Annotated in this window: 21 protein-coding genes; 11 read left to right on the forward strand and 10 right to left on the reverse strand. The window is 73.5% G+C overall.

Annotated elements, in window-relative coordinates:
- Nucleotides 1-17: 17 nt before the first annotated feature.
- A complete protein-coding gene (locus OG562_RS06035) occupies nucleotides 18-722 on the reverse strand; it encodes a GntR family transcriptional regulator (RefSeq protein WP_266394499.1) in 705 nt (234 codons plus the stop codon).
- Between the two features lie 172 nt (nucleotides 723-894).
- Here OG562_RS06035 and OG562_RS06040 point away from each other — a divergent pair, with 172 nt between their 5' ends.
- The 5 genes from OG562_RS06040 (at nucleotide 895) to OG562_RS06060 (ending at nucleotide 5,442) form a co-directional block, all read left to right on the forward strand.
- On the forward strand, nucleotides 895-2,196 hold the full coding sequence (locus tag OG562_RS06040) for an MFS transporter (RefSeq protein WP_266394502.1): 1,302 nt from the start codon (nucleotides 895-897) through the stop codon (nucleotides 2,194-2,196).
- Entirely contained in the window at nucleotides 2,193-3,023 is an 831-nt protein-coding gene (locus OG562_RS06045; RefSeq protein ID WP_266394505.1) for a putative hydro-lyase, read from the forward strand. The genes OG562_RS06040 and OG562_RS06045 overlap by 4 nt, the downstream gene beginning before the upstream one ends.
- 108 nt (nucleotides 3,024-3,131) lie before the next feature.
- Nucleotides 3,132-3,890: a LamB/YcsF family protein gene (locus OG562_RS06050; protein WP_266409065.1), complete on the forward strand. Its 759-nt coding sequence runs from the start codon at nucleotides 3,132-3,134 to the stop codon at nucleotides 3,888-3,890.
- The gene (locus OG562_RS06055; protein WP_266394506.1) at nucleotides 3,887-4,576 is read left to right on the forward strand and encodes an allophanate hydrolase subunit 1; all 690 of its coding nucleotides are present in this window, start codon (nucleotides 3,887-3,889) and stop codon (nucleotides 4,574-4,576) included. The genes OG562_RS06050 and OG562_RS06055 overlap by 4 nt, the downstream gene beginning before the upstream one ends.
- Complete coding sequence (locus OG562_RS06060) at nucleotides 4,573-5,442, forward strand: biotin-dependent carboxyltransferase family protein (protein ID WP_266394513.1); 870 nt, start codon at nucleotides 4,573-4,575, stop codon at nucleotides 5,440-5,442. The genes OG562_RS06055 and OG562_RS06060 overlap by 4 nt, the downstream gene beginning before the upstream one ends.
- 67 nt (nucleotides 5,443-5,509) lie before the next feature.
- On the opposite strand, the gene OG562_RS06065 is transcribed toward OG562_RS06060, so the two are convergent.
- The 5 genes from OG562_RS06065 to OG562_RS06085 form a co-directional block, all read right to left on the reverse strand.
- Entirely contained in the window at nucleotides 5,510-6,364 is an 855-nt protein-coding gene (locus tag OG562_RS06065; protein WP_266394516.1) for an SGNH/GDSL hydrolase family protein, read from the reverse strand.
- On the reverse strand, nucleotides 6,361-7,677 hold the full coding sequence (locus OG562_RS06070) for a glycosyltransferase (RefSeq protein ID WP_266394518.1): 1,317 nt from the start codon (nucleotides 7,675-7,677) through the stop codon (nucleotides 6,361-6,363). Before OG562_RS06070 ends, OG562_RS06065 begins: the two co-directional genes overlap by 4 nt.
- A 50-nt stretch (nucleotides 7,678-7,727) precedes the next feature.
- The gene (locus tag OG562_RS06075; protein WP_266394521.1) at nucleotides 7,728-8,861 is read right to left on the reverse strand and encodes a glycosyltransferase family 1 protein; all 1,134 of its coding nucleotides are present in this window, start codon (nucleotides 8,859-8,861) and stop codon (nucleotides 7,728-7,730) included.
- Nucleotides 8,862-9,101: 240 nt separating this feature from the next.
- On the reverse strand, nucleotides 9,102-10,523 hold the full coding sequence (locus OG562_RS06080; protein WP_266394524.1) for a HEAT repeat domain-containing protein: 1,422 nt from the start codon (nucleotides 10,521-10,523) through the stop codon (nucleotides 9,102-9,104).
- A gap of 323 nt (nucleotides 10,524-10,846) precedes the next feature.
- A complete protein-coding gene (locus OG562_RS06085) occupies nucleotides 10,847-11,239 on the reverse strand; it encodes an ankyrin repeat domain-containing protein (protein WP_266394525.1) in 393 nt (130 codons plus the stop codon).
- A gap of 262 nt (nucleotides 11,240-11,501) precedes the next feature.
- Between OG562_RS06085 and OG562_RS06090 the strand changes: the two genes are divergently transcribed.
- Nucleotides 11,502-11,696, forward strand: coding sequence for a hypothetical protein (locus OG562_RS06090; RefSeq protein ID WP_266394528.1), 195 nt, complete (start codon nucleotides 11,502-11,504; stop codon nucleotides 11,694-11,696).
- A 40-nt stretch (nucleotides 11,697-11,736) separates the two neighbouring features.
- Nucleotides 11,737-13,314, forward strand: coding sequence for a hypothetical protein (locus OG562_RS06095; protein ID WP_266394531.1), 1,578 nt, complete (start codon nucleotides 11,737-11,739; stop codon nucleotides 13,312-13,314).
- Nucleotides 13,315-13,475: 161 nt separating this feature from the next.
- On the opposite strand, the gene OG562_RS06100 is transcribed toward OG562_RS06095, so the two are convergent.
- Nucleotides 13,476-14,987, reverse strand: coding sequence for a PLP-dependent aminotransferase family protein (locus OG562_RS06100; RefSeq protein ID WP_266394534.1), 1,512 nt, complete (start codon nucleotides 14,985-14,987; stop codon nucleotides 13,476-13,478).
- Between OG562_RS06100 and OG562_RS06105 the strand changes: the two genes are divergently transcribed.
- The 4 genes from OG562_RS06105 (at nucleotide 14,986) to OG562_RS06120 (ending at nucleotide 18,620) form a co-directional block, all read left to right on the forward strand.
- Nucleotides 14,986-15,792, forward strand: coding sequence for a YitT family protein (locus OG562_RS06105; RefSeq protein WP_266394536.1), 807 nt, complete (start codon nucleotides 14,986-14,988; stop codon nucleotides 15,790-15,792). The two genes, OG562_RS06100 and OG562_RS06105, sit on opposite strands and share 2 nt — an antisense overlap.
- Complete coding sequence (locus OG562_RS06110) at nucleotides 15,789-16,556, forward strand: glycerophosphodiester phosphodiesterase (protein ID WP_266394538.1); 768 nt, start codon at nucleotides 15,789-15,791, stop codon at nucleotides 16,554-16,556. The genes OG562_RS06105 and OG562_RS06110 overlap by 4 nt, the downstream gene beginning before the upstream one ends.
- A 49-nt stretch (nucleotides 16,557-16,605) precedes the next feature.
- Nucleotides 16,606-17,967, forward strand: a complete 1,362-nt coding sequence (locus OG562_RS06115) for an MFS transporter (protein ID WP_266394540.1) — start codon at nucleotides 16,606-16,608, stop codon at nucleotides 17,965-17,967.
- Nucleotides 17,968-18,245: 278 nt separating this feature from the next.
- The gene (locus OG562_RS06120; RefSeq protein WP_020128921.1) at nucleotides 18,246-18,620 is read left to right on the forward strand and encodes an RNA polymerase-binding protein RbpA; all 375 of its coding nucleotides are present in this window, start codon (nucleotides 18,246-18,248) and stop codon (nucleotides 18,618-18,620) included.
- Nucleotides 18,621-18,847: 227 nt separating this feature from the next.
- On the opposite strand, the gene fxsA is transcribed toward OG562_RS06120, so the two are convergent.
- The 3 genes from fxsA to OG562_RS06135 all read right to left on the reverse strand — a co-directional run bounded on the left by fxsA (nucleotide 18,848) and on the right by OG562_RS06135 (nucleotide 22,611).
- Nucleotides 18,848-19,369, reverse strand: coding sequence for an FxsA family membrane protein (fxsA, locus tag OG562_RS06125; RefSeq protein ID WP_266394542.1), 522 nt, complete (start codon nucleotides 19,367-19,369; stop codon nucleotides 18,848-18,850).
- Between the two features lie 140 nt (nucleotides 19,370-19,509).
- Nucleotides 19,510-20,370, reverse strand: a complete 861-nt coding sequence (locus tag OG562_RS06130; RefSeq protein ID WP_266394545.1) for a polyprenol monophosphomannose synthase — start codon at nucleotides 20,368-20,370, stop codon at nucleotides 19,510-19,512.
- 594 nt (nucleotides 20,371-20,964) lie between these two features.
- Entirely contained in the window at nucleotides 20,965-22,611 is a 1,647-nt protein-coding gene (locus tag OG562_RS06135) for an amidohydrolase (protein WP_266394547.1), read from the reverse strand.
- Nucleotides 22,612-22,652 lie beyond the last annotated feature (41 nt).

Here is a 22,652-nt window from a genome sequence, read left to right on the forward strand (position 1 = left end):
CGCAGTTCCCCGCACCCCTAGCGGAGGGCTTCGCCCTCCCCCACCCGCCGCCGGTACGCCTCGACGACCCGCTCCAGCGAGTCCCGCAGGTACACCGCGAGCAGGCGCTCCGCCTCGCCCTTGTCGTCGGCCTGGAGGGCCTGGAAGATCTGCCGGTTGCGTTGGAGGTACGGCTCGTGCAGCCGGCGCGGGTCGTCGACGACGTGGAAGGCCAGGCGCAGCTCGGCGAAGACGCTGCGCATCAGCTCGTCGGTGCGGGCGCTTCCGGCCAGGGCCACCAGTTCCCGGTGGAAGTGGATGTTGGCGGTGCCCAGCCCTTTCCAGTCATTCTCGACGGCCGCCGCCTCCCCCTCGGCGACGGCCTCCTGGAGCCCTTGCAGCGCGTACGGCGGCTCGCCGAGACCGCGGACGACGGCGCCTTCGACGAGGGCGCGCGTGCGGTAGATGTCCTCCACATCCTCCACGGTCAGGACGCGGACGAAGACACCCCGGTTCAGTTCGTGGACGAGCAGACGTTCGTGGGTGAGCAGCCGGAACGCCTCGCGCAGCGTGTTGCGGGAGACACCGAGCGCCCCGCCGATGCTGTCTTCCGACAGCCGTGTCCCCGGCGGGAAATACCCCTCGGCGATACGGCTCCTCAGGATGTCCGAGACCCGCTCGGCCGTGCTGGTGCGCCCCAGGAGGGCACGGTCGTCGGCGAGTCCCGCCAGCTGCTCTGCCATGCCCGGAATTCAACAGCAGACACGAGAACGAAACAACACGGGTATTGAAGGATCGTTCAACGATCCTCTACCTTCCTCTTCACGGCATCGCCCCGTCCCCACCGCGGCGCCACCGCTCCCGCACGGCACAGCTCGGTCCCAGCACCCTCCGTCCTCCCCCTGCGAGGTGCCCGTGAGCACAACCCCTCCACCCCAGGCCCCGACCGCCGACACCCCTTCCACGACGGCCGGACGCACCCCTGACGACGGCGCGCTGGCCTGGCTGCGCGCCCTCGGCCCGCGCGGCCGGCGTGCCTTCGCCGGCGCGTTCGGCGGCTACGCCCTCGACTCCTACGACTACTTCACGCTGCCGCTGAGCATGGTCGCGCTGGCGGCGTACTTCGGCCTGGACAGCGGCCAGACCGGCCTGTTCACCACCGTCACGCTGGTCGTCTCCGCCGTCGGCGGCGCCCTCGCGGGCGTGGTGGCCGACCGGATCGGCCGGGTCAGGGCTCTGATGATCACGGTGATCACCTACGCGGTCTTCACCGTCGCCTGCGGTTTCGCGCCGAACTACGAGACCCTGCTGGTCTTCCGCGCCCTTCAGGGCCTCGGCTTCGGCGGCGAGTGGGCGGTCGGCGCGATCCTGGTCGCCGAGTACGCGAGCGCCAAGCACCGGGGCCGCACGCTCGGCGCGATCCAGAGCTCCTGGGCCGTCGGCTGGGGCCTCGCGGTGCTGGTGTACACGCTGGTGTTCTCGTTCGTCGGCGACGATCTGGCCTGGCGCGTGATGTTCTGGACGGGCGCCCTGCCCGCCCTGCTCGTCGTCTGGGTGCGACGCCGGGTGCAGGACGCCCCGGAAGCCGCCGCCGCGCGCGAGCAGAGCACCGAGAAGGGGTCGTTCCCGGCCATCTTCAAGGGGCCGCTGCTGCGGACGACGATCTTCGCCGCGCTCCTGTCCACCGGCGTCCAGGGCGGCTACTACACCCTGGCCACCTGGGTGCCGACGTATCTGAAGACGGAGCGCGGTCTGTCGGTGGTCGGCACGGGCGGCTATCTGACCTTCCTGATCTCGGGAGCCTTCCTCGGCTACCTGACCGGCGGCTATCTCACCGACCGGCTGGGCCGGCGCCGCAACATCTGGCTGTTCGCCCTGCTGTCGGCGGTCTGCATCCTGGCGTACGCGAACATCCCCGACGGCGCCAACACCCTGCTCCTCGTGCTCGGCTTCCCGCTCGGGTTCTGCATGTCGGCGATCTTCAGCGGCTTCGGCTCCTATCTGAGCGAGCTGTACCCGACGGCCGTGCGGGGCACGGGACAGGGCTTCACGTACAACACCGGGCGCGCCGTCGGCGCCGTCTTCCCCACCATGGTCGGCTATCTGGCCGAGAGCTGGGGCGTGGGCGGCGCGCTGGTCTTCGGCGCGATCGGGTACGCCATCGCCGCCCTGGCGCTGCTGGGGCTGCCGGAGACCCGCGGAAAGGAACTGGCGTGAACCGTCCGCTCTTCACGGAAGACCGCCCGTTGACCCTCGTCGACGCGCACGCGCACGCGTGGACCCCCGAAAACGCCCGGGCCCGCATCCGGGAGGGCCTCACCGGCCCCACGGCGGGGGTCGCGGCGGGCCACACCCAGGTCAACCTGATCTCGGTGCCCGCGGACTGGGCGTACGACATGCTCCTGTTCTGTCAGCGCAACCCGAAGCCGTGTCCGGTTCTCGACGTCACCGACGCCGGCTCCTGGACGACCTCGTTGGCCGACGGCGCCGACCTGCGCACCGATCTGCCGCGCTACCGCGTGTGGGAGGACGGCGAGCTGGTGGACGAGCCGACGGACGTGCGCGCGTACTGGCGCGAGGACCTCGTGTCGTTCCTGATCGGGTGCAGCTTCACCTTCGAGCGGGCGCTGTCCGAGGCGGGCGTGCCGATCCGCCACGTCGAGCAGGGGCGCAACGTCCCGATGTACGTGACGAACCGTCAGTGCCGCCCTGCAGGGCGGCTGCACGGGCCCATGGTGGTGTCCATGCGTCCGGTGCCGCCGACGCGTCTTGCGGCCGCCATCCGGGAGAGCAGCCTGCTCCCGGCGGTACACGGCGGCCCCGTACACTGCGGCGATCCGGGAGGCCTCGGCATCGAGGACCTCGGGCAGCCCGACTTCGGGGACCCGGTGGACGCCGAGCCGGACGACATCCCGGTGTTCTGGGCCTGTGGGGTGACCCCGCAGGCCGCGGTGATGGCCTCGCGCCCGCCGTTCGCCCTCACCCACGCCCCGGGACAGATGTTCCTCACCGACGCCCGCGACGAGCAGTACCGCGTGATCTGAGACACGTGATCTGAGACAGGTGGCCCGAGAGACATGGCCCGAGACACCTCGCCCGAGACACGTGGCCCGAGAAGGAGACACGAAGGATCCATGACAGGGATGGCCCCGATGACCGCGATCGATCTGAACGCCGACCTCGGCGAGGGCTTCGGCCGCTGGCGGCTGACCGACGACGAACAGCTGCTGTCCGTGGTCACCAGCGCCAACGTGGCCTGCGGCTTCCACGCCGGGGACGCGGCCACCATGCGGCGGGTGTGCGCGCAGGCGGCGGAGCGGGGGGTGACGATCGGCGCGCAGGTCTCCTACCGGGACCTGGCGGGGTTCGGGCGGCGCGCGATGGACGTGCCGCCCGCCGAGCTGGCGGCCGAGGTCGCCTACCAGATCGGCGCCCTGGAGGTCTTCGCGCGGGCGGCGGGCGCGCACGTGGCGTACGTCAAACCGCACGGCGCCCTCTACAACCGGGTCGTGCACGACGAGGTCCAGGCCCGCGCGGTCGTCGACGGGGTGCTCCTCGCCGACGCCACGCTGCCCGTGCTCGGACTGCCCGGCTCGCGCCTGCTGGAACTGGCCCGCGAGGCGGGGCTGCCCGCCGTCGCGGAGGCGTTCGCGGACCGCGCGTACACCGAGCAGGGCACGCTCGTTCCGCGCGGGCAGGAAGGGGCCGTGGTCACCGACCCGGACACCGTCGTGGAGCGGTCGACGGCGCTGGCCCGCCACGGCGTGGTCGCCTCCCACACGGGGCCGTCCATCGAGGTACGCGCGCGTTCCCTGTGCCTGCACGGGGACACGCCCGGCGCGGTGGAGCTGGCCCGCCGGGTGCGGCGGGGCCTGGAGGAGTCGGGCGTGCGGGTGGAGGCCTTCGCATGAGGGCGCTGCCCGTCGGCGACGACTCCCTGCTCGTCGAGGTGGCCTCCGCCGCCGAGGCCGAGGCTCTGCACGCGGAGCTGCTGCGCCGCCGCGCGGCAGGCCTGCTGAACGTCCGGGAGATCGTCCCGGCGGCCCGCACGGTGTTGTTGGACGGCCTGGACGACCTGGTCCGTTGGAGTTGCGAACTGACCACGGCCGACGTCCCGCCCGCTCCCCCGCGGTCGGGCGAGGTGATCGAGCTGCCGGTGCGGTACGACGGCCCCGACCTCGCCGACGTCGCCGCCCACTGGGGCGTCCGCGCGCAGGACGTGGCCGACATCCACGCGGGCACCGAGTTCCGGGTCGCCTTCTGCGGGTTCGCGCCCGGCTTCGGCTATCTCACCGGCCTGCCGCCGCACTACGACGTGCCCCGCCGGGCCACTCCGCGCACCGCCGTGCCGCCGGGTTCGGTGGCGCTCGCGGGCCCCTACACGGGCGTGTACCCACGCTCGTCGCCGGGCGGCTGGCAGCTCATCGGCACCACGGACGCGGTCCTGTGGGACCACGCGCGCGTACCGGCCGCACTGCTGTCACCGGGCACGCGCGTGCGCTTCGTCCCAGCGGGGACGGCGGGATCGGCGGGGATTTCAGGATCAGTGGGGGCACCAGGACCCATGGGGACGTCAGGATCGGCGGGATCGCCATGACCGACCGCGCACTCGCCGTCGTCCGCGCCGGTGCGCTGACCACCGTGCAGGACCGGGGCCGCCCGGGGCACGCCCATCTCGGCGTGCCGCGCTCCGGCGTGCTGGACGCTCCCGCGGCGGCCCTCGTCAACCGGCTCGTCGGCAATCCGCCCGACGCGGCCGTCCTGGAGACCACGCTCACCGGCTGTGCCCTGCGGCCGCGCTGCGACGTGACCGTGGCGGTCGGGGGCGCGCCCTGCCCGGTCACGGTGGACGGCCGCCCGGCCGCCTGGGGCGCGCCCGTGCGCGTGCCCGCCGGGGCGCTGCTGGACGTCGGGTCCGTCGTCTGCGGGGTACGGAGCTACGTGGCCGTGGCCGGCGGCGTCACCGTCGAACCGGTCCTCGGCAGCCGCTCGGCCGACCTGCTCTCGGGTCTCGGCCCGGCGCCCCTCACGGACGGCACGATCCTGCCCCTGGGCCATGACGTCGCCCCGCACGCGCGCGTGGACGCGGCCCCGCAGCCGGCGCCCCCGGCCGAGCTCGTGCTGCAGGTGACGCTCGGCCCGCGTGACGACTGGTTCACGCCGGAGGCCGTGCGCGCCTTCACCTCGCGCGCGTACCGCGTGTCCTCGGCGAGCAACCGCATCGGCCTGCGCACCGACGGTCCCGCCCTGGAGCGAGCCGTGACCGGGGAGCTGGCGAGCGAGGGCATGGTCTTGGGGGCCGTCCAAGTCCCGCCCAACGGCAGACCGGTGGTCTTCCTGGCCGACCACCCGACCACCGGCGGCTACCCGGTGATCGGGGTCGTCCGCACGGCCGACCTCCCGGCCGCCGCCCAGGCCGTGCCGGGAACACCGGTCCGCTTCCTGGCCGTACGCCGCCGGTGACGCCTACGACGCCCGTCACGCGCCTCACGGCCATCACGTCCGTGAGGCCCGTGGCGTCCATGGCTCCCTAGGCCGCGTCCGGCTGCCGCTCCCCCGCCGAGAGGGCGGCGAGGGCCGCGGACACCGCCGCGGAGGTGCGCAGATCGAGCCTGGCGCTCGTCCCGCGCGCGCGGTGGCGCATCTCGTCGGCGGCCAGGGTGAGCAGCTGCGGCAGCAGGTCGGTGCACCGCCGGGCCACCCAGCCCGTGCCCGCGGTGGCCAGCCACCACAGGCTCGCCGACGTCGTGGGCGCCGGGAACTCCGGCTCCGCCGCGGGCGCGGCCCCGCTCGCGAGGCCCGTCCGCGCCAGCAGCGCGTGGAAGCGCACGGCCAGCTGCCGGTGCCCCCGCTCGCCGGGGTGCAGCCGGTCGGCGCTCCACATCTCCCGGTCCGTCAGCCACGCGCCCTCCGAGGCGTGCAGATGAACGGCCCCGTACCGCTCGGACAGGGCGTGGACGACGGCGTTGACCGCGCGCTGCCGCCGGGCCAGCGGGCGGGCGAGCGCCCCGGGCAGCCCGAGCATCGTGCCCGGGTCGGGCAGACACGCGGTGAGCAGAACCGCGCCCTGCTCGGCGAAGGCGCCGTACACCGTGTCCAGGCGGGCGGCCACGGCGTGGATGTCGAAGGTGCAGCGCAGGGTGTCGTTGACGCCCACGACGACGGAGGCGACGTCCGGGCGCAGCGCGAGCCCGGCCGGGAGCTGCCGCTCCAGCACGTCCCGCGTCTGCGCCCCGCTGACCGCGAGGTTGGTGAACTCCACGGGCTCCTCGGCGAGCCCGCCGGCGAGCAGCGCGGCCCAGCCCCGCCACCCCTCGCCGACGGGGTCCCCCACGCCCTCGGTGAGCGAGTCGCCGAGGGCCACGAAGCGCAGAGGCGGTCTCATCCCCGCCCTCCGGAGACGAAGGGACGAGCCGGTCCCGCCGCGCCCTGCACGTCGGAGCGACCTGGTGCCGTCGCGTCATCGACGTCAGAACAGGCCCGTAGCGTCGCGGCGTCAGCCACATCGGAACGAGCCCGTATCGTCGCCTCGCTCACGTCGCGACGAGTCAGCACCGTCGTGTCGTGTGCCGCGAGGAACGCCTCCACGGCCGTCCCCCACCCGAAGCACTCGGCACGTGCGCGTGCGCCCTCCCGCCGCTCCGCCGGGGACCGCTCGAGGAGCAGTTCCACGGCGTCGGCGAAGGCCTCCCCGCGGTCGGCGGCGACCGCCCCCGCCGACCCGATCACCTCGGGCAGCGCCGACGACGCGCTGACGACCACCGGCGTCCCGCAGGCCATCGCCTCCAGCGCGGCGAGCCCGAACGTCTCCGCGGGCCCCGGCGCCAGGCACACGTCGGCGGACGCCTGGAGCGCGCCGAGCGCCCCCCGGTCGGCGACGTGCCCCAGGAAGGCGACCGGCAGACCGCGCTCGCGCGCCCGTTGCTCCAGCCGGGCCCTGAGCGGCCCGTCCCCGGCCACGACGAGCACCGCCCGCCTGCCCCGGCGCAGCAGCGCCTCCAGCGCGTCCAGCGCGGTGCCGGGCCGCTTCTCCACGGACAGTCGGGTGCACGTCACCAGCAGCACTTCGTCCACGCGCGCGTACCGCGCCCGCATCCCGGGGTCGTACAGCGCGGGGTGGCGCTGGACGAGGTCGACGCCCAGCGGCGCCCGCACCACGTTGCGGGCGCCGATCCGCACGAACTCCCGCTCGGCGAACTCCGTGGTGCACACCACGCGCGCGTACGTGTGCGCCGTACGGGTGTTGAGCGCGTCGGCGGCCCGCCGGGCGGCGCCCTCCGGCACGCCCCAGGTGCGCAGCACGCCGTCGGCGGTCTCGTGGGAGACCATCACGGCGGGAACGCGGGCCCGTCGCGCCCATCTGCCGGTCCACCGCAGCGTCGTACGGTCGGAGACCTCGAGGCGGTCGGGCGTGAGGTCCTCCAGCAGGCGAGCGAGGCGACGCTGGTCGGTCAGGACGCGGTAGCCGCCGGTGCCGGGCAGCAGCGGCCCCGGCAGGGTGATCACCCGCCCCTGCTCGGTCTCCCGGTCGCTCGCCCGATCGCCGGGCACGATGAGCACGGGCTCATGGCCGGCGGCCTTGAACCCCTTGCCGAGCTCGCGCAACGCCGTACGCAGGCCGCCCGAGGCGGGAGCCACGAAGTTGGCCAGCCGGACGATCCTCAGCGGACCGGAACTCGAAGGGCCCACAGGACTCATGGGGCTCGTAGGGCTCATGGGGCTCATAGGGCTCGTAGGACTGATGGGGCTCATGCCGCCACCACCGGTCGGCGGCGGCGCGCGGCGATCACGTCCGCGTAGTGGCCGACGAGCTGGTCGCCGACGGCGGCCCAGGTGCGCCCCTCGACCATGGCCCGCGCGGCGGCGCCGAAGGCGGCCCGCCGATCGGGGTCGGCGGCCAGGGACCGGACGGCCTCCCGTACGGCGGTGACGTCGCGCGGCGGGACGAGCAGGCCGGTGCGCCCGTGGGCGACCAGGTCCAGGGGTCCGCCCGCGGCGGGCGCGACGACCGGGACCCCGCTCGCCATGGCCTCCTGCACGGTCTGGCAGAACGTCTCGAAGGGACCCGTGTGCACGAACACGTCCAGCGAGGCGAAGATCCGGGCGAGTTCCTCGCCGGTGCGCCGCCCCAGGAAGACCGCGCCGGGCAGCGCCTCCGTCAGATGGGCCTGGCTGGGGCCGTCGCCCACCACCACGACCCGCACGCCCTCCAGGCCGCACGCCCCGGCCAGGAGTTCGACCTGCTTCTCGGGGGCGAGCCGCCCGACGTAGCCGACGATCAGCTCGCCGCCGGGGGCGAGTTCGCGGCGCAGGGCCTCGTCGCGGTGGTCGGGGCGGAAGCGGAGGGTGTCCACACCGCGCCGCCACAGTTTGACCCGGGGCACGCCGTGCGCCTCCAGATCGGTCAGGGCGGCGCTGGACGGGGCGAGGGTGAGGTCGGCGGCGGCGTGGACGGACCGTATGCGCCGCCAGGCCGCGGCCTCGCCGGCGCCCATGTACGTACGGGCGTATCCGGCCAGGTCGGTCTGGTAGACGGCGACGGCCGGGATGCCGAGCCGGGCGGCGGCGGCCATGCCGCGGACGCCGAGGACGAAGGGGCTGGCCAGGTGGACCATGTCGGCGCGGTGCTCGGCGATGGCCGCGGCGACGCGTCGGCTGGGGAGGGCGACGCGCACCTGGGGGTAGCCCGGGAGCGGGAGGGAGGGGACACGGACGACGGGGCACGGCGCGAGGGCGTCGGGCCCGTGGCCGGCAGCGGTGGCCGGCGCGACGACGAGCGGGAGGTGACCGCGATCTACGAGGTGCCGGGCGGTCTGGAGCGCGCAGTGGGCCACGCCGTTCACGTCGGGGGGAAAGGATTCGGTCACGATGACGACACGCATACCCGTGTTGTCGCCGCACTGGACGTGGCCGCGTCAAAGTGGATCTTTCCGAACGACAAACGTCCCGTGAGCGTTGCACTGCGCGAGGCTCTGGCGCCCGAGGTGCACCGAGCAGGTCGGACGGCGTCCATTCCCGTCCGGCCCAGCTGTCATCCACTGTTCATCGGACGCCCGCGGGCGTCCCGTTCCCCCGGGCGGACGGCCGCTGCCCGGTTCGCCTCGGGCAGCGGCTGCCCGGGGTCACATCGCCGACGCTGCGTCCGGTCCGATCCGGCTCCGTACGGCCGTCTGGACCTCCGCCTCCTCGGCCGGGTCGGCGGCGAGCCGGCGCAGGCGTTCCACGACGCGCGCGTCACCGGTCTCGGCGTGCCGGGCGGCGATCTCGCGCGTGCCCTCCTCGCAGTCCCAGAGGCACTCGACGGCGAAGCCGGTGGCGAAGGAGGGGTCGGTGGGGGCGAGTGCGCGGGCGCAGCGCCCGCGGAGATGGGACGAGGCCGTCTCGCGGTAGATATGGCGCAGGACGGGGGCCGCGCAGACGATGCCGAGCCGTCCGGCGCCGTCGACGAGGGTCCACAGGGTCGGCGCGTCGCAGCCCTCGCCGCGCACGGCCTCGCGCAGTGCGCCGAGGACCAGGTCGCTGTCCTGGGCGCCGCCCAGGCAGGCGAGCATCCGGCCGGCGGCTGCGCCCAGGACGTCGGGCCGGTGCACCCAGCCGCGGGCCTGGTCGACGGCGGCCGCGCCGCGCATGCGTTCGAAGGCGTCCACGGCGGCCTCGGCGACGACGGTCGGGCCGACGGCCACGGCCTGTTCGATCAGGAGGAGGGCGTCGGGATCGTCGCAGTCGGCCAGATAGCGCAGGGCGGTGCACCGGGCTCCCTCGGTGCCGTCCTTCGCGGCCTGCACGATCTGCGGGCGGTCCTCGGGCCCGGCCACGGCCGACAGACAGCGGGCGGCGGGGACGTGGAGGGCGGCTCCGCGTTCGAGGCCTTGCTGAGCCCACTCGAAGACGGCCTGCACGCTCCATCCGGGACGGGGTCCGCCGGGCGTCATCTGCCGTTGCCAGCGGTCGAAGCAGCCGGCCTCCTGAGCGGCACGCACGCGTGTGGAGACGTACTCGCGGGGATCGTCGGCCCACAGCCGCCAGGGCCGTGGCTCGAAGGCGTCCCGAACGGCGGCCGACAGCTCGCCCTCGCCCTCGGCGTCGGTCGCGAACCGCGCGAGGACGGGCATCGCCAGGGCGCGCAGGCCGGCGTCGTCGTCGCGCAGGGCGAGCTCGTCCAGAGCCCAGGCCCAGTTGGCGCCCGACGCGGCGTACCTGCGCAGCAGGACGAGGGCGTCCCGCCTGCCATAGGAGGCGAGGTGACCGAGGACGGCCAGGGCCAGGCCCGTACGGGACTCCTCGGTGTCGAAGGCGTCCTCGACGTCGAAGAGGTGCGCCTCGATCTCGTCCAGCTCACCGGCCAGGTCGAGGAAGAGACGGGCGTAGTACAGGGAGCGGTTCTCCACCTGCCAGTCGTGGCGTGGATCCCGCAGCACACAGTGGTTCAGCGCCGCGAGCGCCTCGGCTCGCGGGGCGGTGAGCGCGTGCAGCGTGCCGTCGCCGCGGCCCCTCTGGAGGAGGCCGAGCAGCGTACCGCTGGGCGCTATGACCGGATCGAACATGGGAAACAGCCTCACATCAAGCGTCGACGCAACCGGGGACGTGCATTACCTGGCCACGTGACAACACGTCGGGGCGCCCGCCGTTTCTTGCTTGCTGTAGACCATTTTCCTCTGCCTCTCGTCGGTGGCCCATGCGGACCGCATCACGGCCCGCGCGGTGCGGCAACACCTGCCCAGCCATCGCGTCCGTGAATCACGACGTCATGATGACCCGGCTGTTCTGCCTGCCGCGACCGAAATATCCGGCGGCCTTGTACCGCCTCCCCCGTGGTCGTTGACTTACCTGCTCAGGAACTGCGTTCAGCCTGCTCAGGACCGTCGGCTCAGTGTGCGCCGAACAGCTCCAGCAGCTCTGCCTTGCCGAACATGCGGGCCGTGTCGACGGCTGACGGCGTGCCCGCGGACGGGTCGGCGCCGGCCTCCACGAGGGCCTTGATGACGTCCGTCCCACCCTTGAAGACGGCCCCGGCGAGCGGGGTCTGGCCTCGGTCGTTGATCCGGTCGGCCTCGGCGCCGCGGGCCAGCAGGGCCCGGACGGCCTCGGCGTGGCCGTGGTAGGCGGCGAGCATCACGAGCGAGTCGCCGCGGTCGTTGGTGAGGTTGGCCGGAACGCCCGCGTCGACGTACTCCGCGAGCTCCTCGGTCCGCCCCTGGCGGGCCAGATCGAAGATCTTGGTCGCCAGCTCCACGACCTCGGGGTCGGGGGCTTCAGTCATCGGCCGGACCGCCTCTCGCTACAACCGTTCGGGTGAATCGCCAGCGTACTGGCTCCCCGGACACATGGCCGGTCCCGTCGACGGCAAAGATCACAGAGGGACCCGTTCGACGCAATTCTGCTGCTCAGGCAGCGCAGCGGACATTCCGCCACCTGGGGGAAATCAGCCGAATTTCACCTACTTGCACCTTTTATAGTATGGATACATCCTGTGATCCTGGAAGTACTCATGGTGACTGTCCCCACGAACCAGGAGATCTCAAATGATCCTCTCCATCTCAGGCGTCATCCTGCTCGGCGTCATCGTCTTCCTGTTCTTCCGCAAGGACGGACTCAAGGCGTCGCACGCGGTCGTCTCGGCCCTGTTCGGCTTCTACATGGCGAGCACGGCCATCGCGCCGAGCATCAAGGCCGGCGGCGAGAGCCTGGCCAGCCTCCTCGGCGGCATCAAGTTCTGACGCCGCACGTCCCGTCCGTACGCACCTACAGGAGACAGCAGTGGCCCGGCCCCCCCTCCCCCGCATCCTGAGCACAGGCAGCGCGCAGATCGCCCGGAGCCGGGAGCTGGCCCGGACGGCGGCCGACAGCGCCACCGACGTCCTCCAGCCGCTGATCACGATCACCCGCGGCATGCGCCGGCTGGCCTCGGCCGGGCGGCGCAGGTGGGCCGAGACCCCCAAGGACAAGCGCGGGCCGCTGCTGTTCCTGGTGGCCTCGGTGGTCCTGGTCGTGGCGCTCGTGCCGTACGGTCCGCTGCTCGCCGTCATCACCCTGATGGCGGCGGCAGCCTGGCAGGGCCGGGACCGCACCCCACCGGCTCCCGAAGGCCCCGACGAGTCGCAGACCCAGCGACTCCAGTCGTTGTACGAGGCCCTGGTCCCGTACTTCTCCACGGCGGAGGACCCTTCTCCCCTGTACGCCCACGGCGGCGACTGGGAGAAGGCCTTCCCGGCGTACGAGTTCGACGACTCGGGCCGGATCGCCCAGCTCGTCATCCGCTACCCGGCCTACTTCCCGGACGGCGAGGCCGATCCGCGCGCGCGGATCGAGCAGCTGCTCACCGCGAAGTCCGGCCGCGGCCGCGAGTACCTCTTCACCTGGGACGAGGAGGGCAACGAACTCACCGTCGGCGTCCTCGCCCCGCTCCCCGCCGACCTCGCGGCCCAGCGTTTCGTCACCGCCCCCGGCGAGACGGTCCTGGGCTTCACCGACCCCTCCCGGGTCCAGCGCACGCTCCCTCTCTCCTACGGAGAGGAACAGCGCGACGTCCCGCCGGTCGTCTGGCGCACCGGCGTCCGCTCCACCGAGCCGCACCTGCTGGCCGTCGGCCAGCCCGGCAGCGGCGCCTCCACCCTCCTGCGCTCCATCGCCCTCCAGGCCCTGCAGTACGGCGACGTCCTCGTCGTCGAGGGCGGCGGCACCGGCGAGTACGCCTGTCTGACCGGCCGGGACGGCGTCCTGGGCGTCGAGGTGGGACTGGCCGGGGCGGTGGCCAGCCTGGAGTGGGCGGCACACGAGACGGAACGCCGGCTCATCGCCGCCAACCGCGCCCGCCAGGCGGGCCACCCGCCGCCGGACGACACCAAGCGGCCCCTGTGGATCCTCCTCGACCGCCCCACCGCCTTCTCCCACCTCGCCGACGCGGACGGCCGCAAGGATCCCCAGTCCCTGCTCCAGGTCCCGCTCCGACACGGCCGCGCGGCCGCGGTGACCGTGGTCGTGGCCGAGCAGTTCGACACCCTGGACGCCCTGAGCGACGCCGTACGGCAGCACACACGCGCGCGTGTCGTGCTCGGGCCGGCGTCGGCGGGGCAGCTGACGGCCGTCCTGGGCGCTCCCCCGCACACCACTCCCGTCGACCACGTCCCGCCGGGGCGCGGGTACGCCCGGCTCGGCACGGGGCCCGTGCACCGCCTTCAGGTGCCGGCCACTCCGGACCCGTACGACGAGGCCACGAGCGACGCGCACCGCCAGGCGGTGCTGGACCTGCTGCCGCCGCGCACCACACCGGCGGACGCGGAACCGATGCCGATCGAGCCGATGCCGATCGAGGCCCCGGTGATGGAACAGGCCTGACGCACCCGCGGCCGGGGAGCCTCCGCAGTCTGCGGAGGCTCCCCGGCCGCGGGGGTGCGGCACGCGCGCACGGTTTCGCCGCAGCGGCGCCGACCTCGCGGACCGCGCACCCGGTCGGCGTCGGCGGGTCGAAGGCGGCCGTCCACGCCGGCCCCGCCCGGTCAGGCCACGAACGTCCGCGGCCCCTCGCCGCCGCCCGCCGTCCCGCCGCTCTCCACGATCCGCACCGCCGCCGCCAGTCGCGCGGCGGCCTCCTCCGCCACCGCGCCCCCCACGGTGAACGGCAGCCGCACATACCCCTCGAAGGCGCCGTCGACGCCGAACCGCGGCCCGGACGGCACCCGCACCCCGACCCGCTCGCCCGCCTCCGCGATCCGCGAGCCGGAGAGCCCCCCGGCCCGTACCCACAGGGTCAGCCCGCCCTGCGGCACGGTGAACTCCCACTCGGGCAGCTCCCGCCGTACCGCCGCGACCAGCGCGTCCCGGTTCTCCCGGGCCTGGGTGCGGCGCACCTCCACGGCCTGCTCCCAGCCGCCGGTGCCGAAGAGCCAGTTCACCGCCAGCTGCTCCAGGACGGGCGTGCCCAGGTCGGCGTAGGCGCGGGCCGCGACCAGGCTGCGGATGACGTCCGGAGCGGCCCGCACCCAGCCGATGCGCATGCCCGCCCAGAAGGCCTTGCTCGCCGAGCCCACGGTGATCACCGTGGATCCGGCCGGGTCGAACCCGCACACGGGCCGCGGCATCGCCCCGCCCGAGACGTCCTCGTCGAGCCAGAGCTCGGTCATCGTCTCGTCGGCGATCAGCACGGTCCCGGCGGACCGGGCCGCCTCCACGAGCCGTCGCCGCTGGTCCTCGTCGGCCAGGGCGCCGGTCGGGTTGTGGAAGTCGGCGACGACGTACGCGATCCGTGGGGCGGCCTCGCGCAGGACCTGGCGCCAGCGGTCCAGGTCCCAGCCGCCGAGCCCCTCGGCCATCGCGACGGGCACCAGTCGCGCGCCCGCCTCCCGCATGAGCTGGAGGATGTTGGCGTAGGAGGGGGACTCGACGGCGATGCGCTCGCCGCGCCCGCCGAAGAGATGGCAGATGGCGTCGATGGCGCCCATCGCGCCCGTCGTCACCATGATCTGTTCGGGCATGGTCGGTATCCCGCGCGCGGTGTAGCGGTCGGCGATCATCGACCGCAGCACGGGCAGGCCCGCCGGGTAGTCGCCGTGCGTGTGGGCGTACGGCGGCAGCTCCTCCAGCGCGCCCTGGACGGCTCGGGTGAGCCAGGGCTCGGGCGCCGGGAGGGCTGCGCAGCCCAGGTCGATCATCGAGCCGAGGGCCTCGGGCGGCAGCGGTTCGAGGCCCCGGGCGGGCAGCGGGTTGCCCGCCGGGACGGCCGTCCAGCTGCCCGCGCCGCGCCGGGACTCCAGGAACCCTTCCGCGCGCAGCGCCTCGTAGGCGGCGGCGACGGTCGTACGGCTCACCGACAGGGCCAGGGCCAGTTCCCGTTCGGCGGGCAGCCGGGCAGCCACCGGGACGCGTCCTTCCAGCACCAGCAGCCGGACGCCGTCGGCGAGCGCGCGGTAGGCGGGCGGCCTGCGCGTGCCCGGGCCCGCCGGCCGGTCCTGCTGGGACATGAGCAGCCGCGCGAGCTGGGCGGCCCCCACTGCCGAGGTCCACTGCGCCATGGTGACCAGTCCACCTTCCTCGAATTGGCCATGGATGATGCTTCCTGCCAAGCCACAGAGTGTCATGGGTCAGGCCAGTCGGGCCACTACCACCTCAGGGGAGCACCAGTTGTCCACGACGGGACAGTCCACACGGTCCACGGAAACAGGGGGACACCTCACCCGGCATCTCACCCGTCGGCTGATCCAGCTGTACACCGGTCTCGCTCTCTACGGCGCCAGCTCGGCCCTGCTCGTCGAGGCGGGCCTGGGCCTGGAGCCCTGGAACGTGCTCCACCAGGGACTGGCGGAGCTCACCGGACTGACGATCGGCGTGGTGTCGATCATCGTGGGCGCGGCGGTGCTCCTGCTGTGGATCCCCCTGCGCCAGCGCCCCGGCCTCGGCACGGTCTCCAACGTCTTCGTCGTCGGCATCGCCATGGACGGCACCCTCGCACTGGTCCCCGAGGCGCACGGCCTGGCCGTCCGCGTTCCCCTGCTCGCGGCCGGCGTCCTGCTCAACGGCGCGGCCACCGGCCTGTACATCGCCGCCGCCTTCGGCCCGGGTCCGCGCGACGGCCTGATGACCGGGCTGCACCGGCGGACCGGCCGCTCGATCCGCCTGATCCGCACGGCCCTCGAAGCGGCGGTCGTGGTGACCGGTTTCACCCTCGGCGGGACGATCGGCGCCGGCACGCTGCTGTACGCGGTGTCGATCGGCCCGCTGGCCCAGCTCTTCCTGCGGGTGTTCGCCCTTCCCCCGGCATCGGACCGCAGCACGGTCGTTGCCACCGGGACACCCCAGGGGGCGATACTGCGTCCGTGACCAGCCACATACGCCACCCGTACCTCGACCATCCGGGGCCCATCCCGTTCGCGCACCGCGGCGGCGCCGCGGACGGTCTGGAGAACACCGTGGCGCAGTTCCGGCGCGCGATCGAGGCGGGCTACCGCTACCTCGAGACCGATGTGCACGCCACGCGGGACGGCAAGCTCGTCGCCTTCCACGACACGACGCTGGACCGGGTGACCGACGGCGCGGGCCGGATCGCCGACCTGCCGTGGGCGGACGTTCGCCACGCGCGCGTAGGCGGCAAGGACCCGGTGCCGCTCTTCGAGGAGCTCCTGGAGACGTTCCCCGAGGCGCGCTGGAACGTCGACCTCAAGGCCGAGCCCGCCCTGCACCCCCTGCTCAATCTGATCGGGCGCGCGAACGCCTGGGACCGGGTCTGCGTCGGCTCGTTCTCCGAGGCCCGCGTCGTGCGCGCCCAGCGCCTGGCCGGGCCGCGCCTGGCGACGTCCTACGGCACCCGGGGCGTGCTCAACCTGCGGATGCGGTCCTGGGGCGTGCCCGCGGCGCTGCGCGGTTCGGCGATCGCCGCGCAGGTGCCCGAGGCCCAGTCGGGCATCCAGGTCGTGGACCCCCGCTTCATCCGCGCCGCCCACGCGCGCGGGCTGCAGGTCCACGTGTGGACGATCAACGAGGCGGATCGGATGCACCGGCTCCTGGACCTGGGGGTCGATGGCATCATGACCGATCACATCGACACGTTGCGCAAGGTCATGGAGGACCGGGGCGTCTGGGCCTGACGGCCCGTCCCCCTCGCGCGGCGCCTGCTGCGGGGAAGCGAGGGCACGGGTGGGCATCGACACCGTGCGGACGGAGGCGTCCGACGACGCCGTGGGGCGGCGGCGCGAGCAGCGCGGCTGGTACTTCTACGACTGGGCGTGCTCCGTCTATTCGACGAGCGTGCTCACCGTGTTCCTGGGCCCGTATCTGACGTCGGTCGCCAAGAAGGCCGCGGACGCCGACGGATACGTCCACCCGCTGGGGATCCCGGTGCGCGCGGGCTCCTTCTTCGCGTACTCGGTGTCCCTGTCGGTGATCGTCGCCGTCCTGGTGATGCCCCTGGTGGGCGCGGCGGCCGACCGCTCCGGCCGCAAGAAGCCCCTTCTGGGGGCGGCCGCCTATGTGGGGGCCGCGGCGACGACCGGCATGTTCTTCCTCGACGGCGACCGCTATCTGCTCGGCGGTGTGCTGCTGATCGTGGCGAACGGGGCCCTGTCCGTCTCGATGATGCTCTACAACTCCTACCTGCCCCAGATCGCCCTGCCCGAGGAACGCGACGCGGTCTCCTCGCGCGGCTGGGCCTTCGGATACGCGGCGGGCTCCCTGGTCCTGGTCGGCAATCTGGTCCTCTACCTCGCCCACGACTCCTTCGGCGTCTCGGAGTCGACGGCCGTGCGCATCTGTCTGGCCTCGGCCGGCCTGTGGTGGGGCGGGTTCACGCTGGTCCCCCTGCTGCGGCTGCGCGACCGGCCGGCCGCCGTGCGCTCGGCCGCCGCACGGGAGGCGACGGCCCCGGGACTGCGCCAGCTCGCGGCGACCGTCCGCGACATGCGCCGCCACCCGCTGACCCTCGCCTTCCTCCTGGCCTACCTCGTCTACAACGACGGCATCCAGACCGTGATCTCCCAGGCGTCGCTGTACGGCTCCGAGGAGCTCGGCCTCGGTCAGTCCACCCTCATCGGCGCCGTCCTGCTGGTGCAGGTGCTGGCCGTGGCGGGCGCCCTGGGCATGGGCCGCCTCGCCAGGACGTACGGCGCGAAGCGCACGATCCTCGGCTCGCTGGTGGCGTGGACGGTCACCCTGGGCGCCGGGTACTTCCTGCCGGCCGGGGCGCCGGTGGGCTTCTTCCTGCTGGCGTCCGCGATCGGCCTGGTCCTGGGCGGCAGCCAGGCCCTGTCCCGCTCCCTCTTCTCCCACCTGGTCCCGCCCGGCAAGGAGGCCGAGTACTTCTCCGCGTACGAGATGAGCGACCGCGGGATGAGCTGGCTGGGGCCGCTGCTGTTCGGGATCACCTACCAGCTGACCGGCAGTTATCGCGACGCGATCATCTCCCTGGTGGCCTTCTTCGTCCTCGGGTTCGTGCTGCTCGCGCGGGTCCCGGTGCGGCAGGCGATCAGCGACGCGGGGAACCCCGTACCCGAGAAGATTTAGCGCTGAAGGCGAAAGGGCGGTAGTGTACGCGTTTGGCCTGCCAGGCGTACCGTTACTGCGCGTCAAAGATGCCGAAACGCTGGGTGACATCTCCTTGCAGAGGTGACAAACCGGGCGCCGGTGGGTACTGCACTGGTTGACAAGGCTGCGGCTACGACGGCGACGCATGACCCGGAACGGGACTCGGAACGGGAATCTTTACCGCCGACCGGACGTTGACCGGATGACGACGACAGCGACACCTGTCCTGTGGGCGACAAGCCCGGGAGGCACGATTCATGAGTGAGCGAGCTCTTCGCGGCACGCGCCTCGTGGTGACCAGCTACGAGACGGACCGCGGCATCGACCTGGCCCCGCGCCAGGCCGTGGAGTACGCATGCGAGAAGGGGCATCGGTTTGAGATGCCCTTCTCGGTCGAGGCGGAGATCCCGCCGGAGTGGGAGTGCAAGGTCTGCGGAGCCCCTGCACTCCTCGTGGACGGCGACGGCCCTGAGGAGAAGAAGGCCAAGCCCGCGCGTACGCATTGGGACATGCTGATGGAGCGGCGGACCCGTGAGGAACTCGAAGAGGTCCTCGAGGAGCGGCTCGCCGTTCTGCGGTCCGGGGCGATGAACCTTGCGGTGCATCCCCGAGACAGCCGCAAGTCCGCGTAGCCCTGCGGGGCGCAGGCGGATATACAGCGCACGACAATGACCGCGGGCGCCGTACGTGAGGTTCACGTACGGCGCCCGCGGTCTTTCTGCTTGCTGCGGTCGTTCTGCTGCTGTCCGTGAGCGTGAGTGGGGTTCCGGCTCTGGGGGCTTTGCTCCCCAGAGCCCTACAACCAGACCCCCAGACCCCTACAACCAGACCCCTACAACGTCACTGCTCGTCTACAACGTCACTGCTCGTCCCTGATGACCTCGCCCTGGACCACCTTGCCGTCGGGGCGGTGGATGCGGGCCTGCTGGAAGGCGTCGCCCAGGGAGCCGGGGGTCGCCGTCGCCGTCGCCGCGCGGAGCTTGCGCTCTCCGTAGGCGCTGAGGGCCTTCTGGACCGGCGGGAGGAGCAGGAGGAGGCCGATCGCGTCGGAGAACAGGCCCGGGATCATCAACAGCAGGCCGCCGAGCATCATGAGGCCGTTGCCGCCGCCCTGGGAGGGGGTCGTGCCGCGCTGGAGCGCCTCGTTGAGGTTCTGGAAGGCCCGTCGGCCCGCCCGCTTGATGACCACCGCGCCGAGCACGAACCCGGCGACCAGCAGCAGGAAGACCGTAAGCCCGCCGGCCGCGCCCGCGACCGCCGTCAGCAGCCAGATCTCCAGCACCAGCCACGCGGCGAGACCCAGCGGCAGGAACGTCCGCAGGCGCGAGCGCCGGGGCCGGGGCCGGGCAGGGTACGTGGGAGAGGGAACGCCAGTCGTCATGCTCCCAGTGTGCCCCGACCGGGCTCAGAGCGGCATAAGGCCTGGAGCCCAGGAAGCGAGGGGTCCTGGAGGCCAAGGGTCCTGGAGGCCAGGGGGCGGAGGGCCAGGGGGCGGAGGGCAGAGGGCGAGGCAGCCAGGGGCTACGAGTGCCGCTGTGGGGACTGCTGGGGCTGTGCCTGCTGCTCCGTGGCCGCCTGCGGGCGCTCCGGCTGGTCCGACGACCGGCCCGTGAGCTTGCCGACCCGCTCCCCCACGCCCCACGCGGTGACCCGCCACAGCGCCTCGACGAGGATGTCGCGGCTCATCTTGGAGTCGCCGAGTTCGCGTTCGACGAAGGTGATGGGGACCTCGACCACGTGATAGCCGGCCTTGACGGCGCGACGGGCGAGGTCGACCTGGAAGCAGTAGCCCTGGGAGGAGACGTCGTCGAGGCCGAGGCCCTCCAGGGTCTCGCGGCGGAAGGCGCGGTAGCCGCCGGTGATGTCGCGCAGCGGGAGGTCCAGGGCGAGGCGGGAGTAGAGGCTGCCGCCGCGGGAGATGACCTCGCGGGACTTGGGCCAGTTCACCACCCGGCCGCCGGGCACCCAGCGGGAGCCCAGGACCAGGTCCGCGCCCTTGAGGGCGGTGAGCAGCCGGGGCAGTTCCTCGGGCTGGTGGGAGCCGTCGGCGTCCATCTCGATGAGCACGCCGTAGCCGTGGTCGAGGCCCCAGCGGAAGCCCGCGAGATAGGCGGCGCCGAGGCCCTCCTTGCCCTTGCGGTGCAGCACATGGACGTGGTCGTCCTCGGCCACCAGCTCGTCGGCCAGCTTGCCGGTGCCGTCGGGGCTGTTGTCGTCGGCCACGAGGACGTGGGCCTCGGGAACGGCCGCGCGCACCCGGTCCACGATGGACTTGATGTTCTCCACCTCGTTGTAGGTGGGGATGATCACCAAGGCCGTCCCGAGCGGACCGAACTTCCTGTCCCGGTCCCGTGCTGCGAGCGTCCCGTCGCCGTCGTTCACTGCTGCCCCTCCGTGTCCATGCGCAGGGGACCACCATAGTGGCCGCCGCCTGCGCTGACGTGACCGCACGTTCGTATGGTGGTGTCGATTCCACAAGAGCGGGGTAAGAACGTGCTTTTGGGCTTGTATGTGCGCCCGTACCCCGCACGGGCGCACCCAACCGTGCCCCGGAGGCCAAGCGGCCGGACATGCTGCGGATGGGGGCCCGGCGCTCTTCGGGCCGACCTGGGGCCCGCTGGCTGCGGGTCGACCGAAAGCCGTTGTCTACTGAGCGCCCGGGCCCCACCCGGGTCACACCGCCCCGACCGGACGGAACGTTCCCTCGCTGCGGCGCGGGCGCTGAGCCTGGCTGCCAGTGGCGGTGCCCCGGTGCGGCACACCGTCCCTGACCCAGCGGCGCCGCGGCGAGTGCGCGGACGTTCCCCGGCGGGGCGTCCGGTGGTGGACTCGGCCGAACCTACCGGCCCCCCGCCATTGGCTGTCAACAGCTGTGTGACCTGCGGCTCTTCCGCCAATGCCCTGGTCAGCGGGGAGACAGCGCGGCTCGCAGGACGGCGCGCGGACGGGTGATCTTCCCCGCGCCGCCTCCGGAGGTCACTCGCTCGGCCGTACGAACACGGTCCGTCCCGCGACCACCGTGCGCAGGCATTCCGGCAGGTCGGAGCCCGGGGTCAGGTCGGGCAGACCGGGCGTGCCGGAGCGGGGGTCGGTGGACCAGCGGGCGACGCGGTCGTCGGGAGCCTGGACGACGAGCGCGTCGGCGCGCCACACCGCGTAGTCGGCGGGCGCGCCCGGTACGAGGACGCCCGCGTCGTCGCGTCCGATCGCCCGCCAGCCGCCGCGCGTGTGGGCCGTGAAGGCGGCGCGTACGGAGATCCGGTGCTCGGGGGTCCGGTGGAAGGCGGCGGCGCGGACCGTGCCCCACGGGTCGAGGGGGGTGACCGGGCTGTCGGAGCCGAAGGCGAGCGGGACCCCGGCCCGCAGGAGGGCCGCGAAGGGGTTCAGGGTGCGGGCCCGCTCGACGCCCAGGCGCTGGGCGTACATGCCCTCCTCGCCGCCCCACAGCGCGTCGAAGGCGGGCTGCACGGAGGCGGTCAGGCCCAGCTCGGCGAAGGCCGCGACGGTCTCGGGGGTGAGCATCTCGGCGTGCTCGACGCGGTGGCGGGCGGCGCGGATCCGGGCCAGGCCGACCTTGTCCGCGGCGGCGCGCATGCCGTCCACCACGGCGGTGACGGCGGCGTCGCCGATGGCGTGGAAGCCCGCCTGGAGCCCCGCCTCGGTGCAGGCGGTCACATGGGCGGCGACCTCGGCCGCGCTCACGTAGGCGGTGCCGGTGTGGCCGGCGTCGGCGTACGGGGTGTGCAGACAGGCGGTGTGGGAGCCGAGGGCGCCGTCGACGAACAGGTCGCCGGCGGCGCCGAGCGCGCCCAGTTCGCGCGCCCTGTCGATGCCCTCTTCGGCCCGCTCGGCCCAGTAGCCGACGACGCGCGGGCCCGGCTCCTCGGCGGCAAGCCGCAGCAGGTCGGTGAAGTCGTCCTCGGAGGAGATCTCGGGACCGGCGCACTCGTGGACGGACCCGATGCCGAGGGAGGCGGCGTGCGCGAGGGCGGCCCGCTGGGCCTCGGCGCGCTGGGCGGGCGTCACGGCTGCGAACGCGGCGGCGCGTACGGCGTGATGGGCGTCGGCGGTGAGCGGGCCGTCCCCCGGACCACCCGCCGGACCGCCCGCCGGACCGCCCGACGCGCCGAGGCTCGGGATCATGTCCAGCAGGGCGGTGGAGACGACCGCCGAGTGCACGTCGATACGGGACAGGTAGAGGGGACGGCCGTCGGTGGCCGCGTCCAGTTCCGCGCGCGTCGGCGGGCGGCCGCCGGGCCAGCGGGAGGCGTCCCAACCGTGCCCCAGCAGTACCTTGTCCCGCGGACGGGCCGCGGCGAACTCCCGTACGCGGGCGAGGGCCGCCTCCAGGGTGGGGGCGGTCGAGAGGTCCAGGCCGGTCAGGGCGAGGCCGGTGGCCGTGGTGTGCACATGGGCGTCGGTGAACGCCGGGGTGACGAGGCCGCCGTCCAGGTCGATCACCTCGTCGACGCCGTCCGCGAAGGCGTCGGCCGCGCCCTCGGAGCCGACCCAGGCGACCTGGCCGCGCTCGACGACCATCGCGGTCGCGAACGGGTCGGCGGGGCTGTGGACCTCTCCTCGGCGGAGCAGGACGGTCTTCGGCTCGGGGGTGCGCTCACTCATGGGGAACAGTCTCGCGCCTGCCCGCGGCCGCCCGGCACGCA

The organism is Streptomyces sp. NBC_01275, from assembly GCF_026340655.1.
Lineage (GTDB): Bacteria > Actinomycetota > Actinomycetes > Streptomycetales > Streptomycetaceae > Streptomyces.

What these genes read in the sequence shown, in the direction of transcription:
- OG562_RS06035 (WP_266394499.1), bottom strand. Translation starts at nt 722, where the DNA reads ATGGCAGAGCAGCTGGCGGGACTCGCCGACGACCGTGCCCTCCTGGGG.
- OG562_RS06050 (WP_266409065.1), top strand. Translation starts at nt 3,132, where the DNA reads ATGACCGCGATCGATCTGAACGCCGACCTCGGCGAGGGCTTCGGCCGC.
- OG562_RS06055 (WP_266394506.1), top strand. Translation starts at nt 3,887, where the DNA reads ATGAGGGCGCTGCCCGTCGGCGACGACTCCCTGCTCGTCGAGGTGGCC.
- OG562_RS06060 (WP_266394513.1), top strand. Translation starts at nt 4,573, where the DNA reads ATGACCGACCGCGCACTCGCCGTCGTCCGCGCCGGTGCGCTGACCACC.
- OG562_RS06065 (WP_266394516.1), bottom strand. Translation starts at nt 6,364, where the DNA reads ATGAGACCGCCTCTGCGCTTCGTGGCCCTCGGCGACTCGCTCACCGAG.
- OG562_RS06070 (WP_266394518.1), bottom strand. Translation starts at nt 7,677, where the DNA reads ATGAGTCCTGTGGGCCCTTCGAGTTCCGGTCCGCTGAGGATCGTCCGG.
- OG562_RS06075 (WP_266394521.1), bottom strand. Translation starts at nt 8,861, where the DNA reads ATGCGTGTCGTCATCGTGACCGAATCCTTTCCCCCCGACGTGAACGGC.
- OG562_RS06080 (WP_266394524.1), bottom strand. Translation starts at nt 10,523, where the DNA reads ATGTTCGATCCGGTCATAGCGCCCAGCGGTACGCTGCTCGGCCTCCTC.
- OG562_RS06085 (WP_266394525.1), bottom strand. Translation starts at nt 11,239, where the DNA reads ATGACTGAAGCCCCCGACCCCGAGGTCGTGGAGCTGGCGACCAAGATC.
- OG562_RS06090 (WP_266394528.1), top strand. Translation starts at nt 11,502, where the DNA reads ATGATCCTCTCCATCTCAGGCGTCATCCTGCTCGGCGTCATCGTCTTC.
- OG562_RS06105 (WP_266394536.1), top strand. Translation starts at nt 14,986, where the DNA reads ATGGTGACCAGTCCACCTTCCTCGAATTGGCCATGGATGATGCTTCCT.
- OG562_RS06100 (WP_266394534.1), bottom strand. Translation starts at nt 14,987, where the DNA reads ATGGCGCAGTGGACCTCGGCAGTGGGGGCCGCCCAGCTCGCGCGGCTG.
- OG562_RS06120 (WP_020128921.1), top strand. Translation starts at nt 18,246, where the DNA reads ATGAGTGAGCGAGCTCTTCGCGGCACGCGCCTCGTGGTGACCAGCTAC.
- fxsA (WP_266394542.1), bottom strand. Translation starts at nt 19,369, where the DNA reads ATGACGACTGGCGTTCCCTCTCCCACGTACCCTGCCCGGCCCCGGCCC.
- OG562_RS06135 (WP_266394547.1), bottom strand. Translation starts at nt 22,611, where the DNA reads ATGAGTGAGCGCACCCCCGAGCCGAAGACCGTCCTGCTCCGCCGAGGA.